The organism is Stenotrophomonas sp. P5_A8, assembly GCF_056400545.1.
In genome coordinates, this window is sequence record NZ_JBFULB010000371.1 from 1 (window position 1) to 3,588 (window position 3,588).

Below are 3,588 nucleotides of genomic sequence, written 5' to 3' on the forward strand. Positions count from 1 at the left end.
ACTTTAGGGGCGTCGAGAGTAAGTGACCCCGCAGGACCGGGATAGGCCTCGAATCGCTAAGCGCCATATGATCCGGAATTTCTCAAGATGTGGGCCATGACACATGTCTCGCTTTAAGCGCATGGCGGCCGGTAGCGGAGTGTCATCTATGCCTTAATGCATCTAAGGTTGGGGCCAGAGGGCTGAAGATATGGACTTGTTTTACTAGCAAAAAGGGACGCCGGCAGGAGCGGGCCGTGCCGGAGGGTCGATAAATCAGGTTAGCTATAAGCGGTGATGGGCGTCACATTTTGCACCAAGCCGAAAAATGTAAAAATTGTCCGTGAGCGTCGGGCCTTACCCCCTCCGTCCCGGTCTAATTTTTGCCCAGTGCGCCAAAATTGATCCGCTGAAAATTAGCGCCCACAGCCTCTTCACGGCTGATTGAGCTTATTGCAATGCCCCACTTGTTAGAGTCTGCTGCAGGCGAACGCCCTCTCAAATGGTGATTTATGGGCCAAGGCTGACGCAGGGTAGTAAGGAATCGCAAGGACAGTAGAAATGGCGTTAACCGTGGCAATCAGATGGAGGTTCGCTGGCTCAGTTTCCGCCTGCCCAACGGCCGGTCCATTGGTCCAAAGGTCRAAGTCTGCATGGTCCGAAGCCGCAGAGACGAGCAGTTGCGTCGTACGAAGGCAAGTACTTTGGAGCGCCTGTCGGTCCGCTTGCTTTATAGCCCGGGTTTCCTCATCTCGCCTCAAAGGCAGATGAGAGCATAAGGGCATTTCTGACTAGAGAAGGCCATATTTTCACGATGACATGTTGCTGGTAAAGAGCGGTCGTCTACGCACCTCTAGCGACCGCCATATCCCCAAGGCAACGAAGCCTAGAGTCCGAGCCTTCCAGAGCTGCGTGTGGCTCGGCCGCTTCGCCAACGGAAAAGCTACGTTTCCCCGTCGCCGCAGCTCCAAGGCGGAGCACCCTTGTTCTCTGGTTTCAGCGTCCGCCGCTGCGGTGATGTAGCCCACGTTGTGAGCAAACGCGGACACTGCGTTTGGCTGGAGCATGGTCACAAGCATGTGAGCACCGGAGGGCGCCAGCATTCGAGACCCTTTCGCCACTGCGTCCGCGCCGCTTGGTAGGGGGAGTGCCTCGTCGGGGGAGGCGCCCACAAGTACGAACGGCTCACGTAAGAACGCAGGCTCCCGCGGCGCGGGGCGATGAGCCGCCACACTGCAAACCCGTCCCTGGGGCGAAGGAACGACGGAGCATGATCAATGTTCCAGCGCTTCAGCGGCACTGGGGCGGCCAAGATGCCAGCCTTGGACCGTGGCTTTCGGAGCGATATGACGAATTGCTTCAAGCTGCACCTGGGATTCGACTCCTTCTACGGTCACTGCGAGGTCCAGCGTGATCGCGAGCTCGTAGATCGCAGGGAGAACAGAGCGAAGTGGTGAGGGCGTTGCCAAGGCGGAGGTGAAAAGCCGATCAATCTTGATGCCGTCGAATCGGGTCTTTGCAAGATGCGAGAAATTTGCGTTACCTGTGCCAAAATCGTCGATCAGGAAGGCGAACCCTCTGGACTGGAGAAATTGCATGTTCTTCAGAAAGTCAGGGTGCACGATGTCTGTGCGCTCGGTCACCTCGAACTTCAGCTGAGAGGGTCGGATGCCTTTGCGCGCGGCCACATCCTCCACGTATGAGGGGAAGTCGTTGTCGGCAATGTCCTCCGGCTCAACGTTCACGCAGACGTAGTAGTCGCGATCTTCCAACCGTGGACGAAGCTCGCTCAGTGCACGCTGCACAACATAGCGCGCCAGCGTCGTGCTCAGGCCGTGGATCTGCGCAAGGGGTACAAATATGTCCGGGGAGATGACTTCTCCCGAGGATGTTGTCCATCTGCTTAAAGCTTCCCAGCCCATGACTCGGCCGGTGATGCCATCGCACAAGGGCTGGTACTCCAAGGTGATAAGGCCCTTGCTAAGTGCAGACGCAAGTTTCTCATCCAGGTTCCTCGGGGCGTGTCGGCGCCTAAGAATCAGGATCGAAACGGCGGAGCCCGTTGCGGCAGCGCCAATCGCTAGACATCCAAGCAGCCAAGCGTTGAGCTGCCAAAGGCTTTTGCGTGGAAGCCGCACAGCCGCGCAGGCCGCGATAGTGTTGCTACACAACTGCCTCACAATGACACTTTCGGAGAAGCCGCCAGTCATCCGCCGCGCTGCTATTGCCTTGAAGACATGTTTCTTGTCCTGGCTAAAGACCATGATCGAACTGCGATGCACGGGATCGATGTCATCGAACGCTGAGGGAGAGCTGACAGTAAGTAGGTCGTCGCGGAGTACCAAGTTGGTCTGATGATAACGGGATCCAAGGACCTCTTCGGCACGCCAAATCCTTAAACTTTTGCGGTGGTAGTTCGCCGGAGGAAGTCGGATGGGGGTGGCGAGGACTCCCCATAGCGCCGTACAAACGATTTGGTCGTTCTTTACTCGGCCAACATCGCTCAGGTAGGCAGAGCGGAATGTGATCTCCTTGAGCTTGTCGACATCGTCCGGAGAGCAAATGTCCCTCGCGTTGGCGGCGAGCCGTGCCGCTGCCTGGCTGTTAGAAGCAATTGCCTCGATCTGAGCCACCGCGCGCGCTGCGACTCGTTCGGCGCTTTCGCTGTCGTAGTAGTAGAGCACCGCCTGTACGGATGCCAATGCTATCAGCAACGAGATGCCGACCGACGTGGCCACAGTAAAGCACTCTAGAAGACGGGTCTGGGGCTGTCTCATTCGTTGTCAAAAGGTAAGCAGCGGCTGCTCCCCCACTATGGAGATCTCACGTGGAACTCTAAGTATCGGCCGTCTATCCGAAATATTGACAGCGCGATCCAAGGCGGCTTCTTTTTACAGGCTGCCAAGCGTGCTTGAGTTGAGGCGACCTACCGTAGCCGGTGCGTGAACCCCTCGGCGAGGATCCGAGTCGGTTCATAGGTCTCTGAAAAATCATGCCCCGCCTGGATCCAACGAGGGGGCGCGCCACTCCCCCGCGCGCGGGTTGCTCAATTCTGGAAACACACGGTTGCATCTATAGGATGCTCTGCACACGCACGAGCAGTTCTCTCATGGTGAACGGCTTTCCAAGCAGCTCAATACCTGCTCTCCTTAGAGAAGATGGCTCATTACCACCACCCGCGTAGCCGGTGATCAAGAGAACCCGTGTCGTGGGGTGCAGGGCGAGGGTGTGATTGGCCAAAGCACGGCCGTTCATGCCTGGAAGCCATATGTCGGCCACAAGCAAATCGAAGGGGCGTCCCAGCAGCAGCTTCTCCCGAGCGTCCTCGGCACTGGCCGCCGTCGCCACTTCATATCCCCATTCGGTAAGGAACTCGCCGGCGAGGTCGCGGATCGTGTCCTCGTCTTCAACCAAGAGGATGCGAGATGGTAGTTTGGGCATGATGACTTCGTCTACCTGCATTGCGCTCATTGATAGGATAGCCCTTTGACAGTCACTTCATCGGCGTACCCGCCTCTGCCTTGATGGCAGCCCTTAGCATATCGCTGAAAATTCGTTGTCGCGGTCGGGCCCTGGCCAAGGCTGCGCCCATCCTCCGCACGCCGGAAT

The 3,588-nt window shown here is 57.5% G+C and carries 2 protein-coding genes; both read right to left on the reverse strand.

The features are described 5' to 3' along the window. Positions 1–1,253: 1,253 nt before the first annotated feature. Positions 1,254–2,717 carry an EAL domain-containing protein gene (locus tag AC1DQP_RS18145; protein WP_478052163.1) on the reverse strand — a complete coding sequence of 488 codons (1,464 nt, stop codon included), beginning with the start codon at positions 2,715–2,717 and terminating at the stop codon, positions 1,254–1,256. 334 nt (positions 2,718–3,051) lie between these two features. Continuing rightward, complete coding sequence (locus AC1DQP_RS18150; RefSeq protein ID WP_159496190.1) at positions 3,052–3,450, reverse strand: response regulator; 399 nt, start codon at positions 3,448–3,450, stop codon at positions 3,052–3,054. Between the last annotated feature and the right edge of the window lie 138 nt (positions 3,451–3,588).

Coding starts and splice junctions, on each gene's coding strand:
- AC1DQP_RS18150 (WP_159496190.1), bottom strand. CDS start 3,450: ATGAGCGCAATGCAGGTAGACGAAGTCATCATGCCCAAACTACCATCT.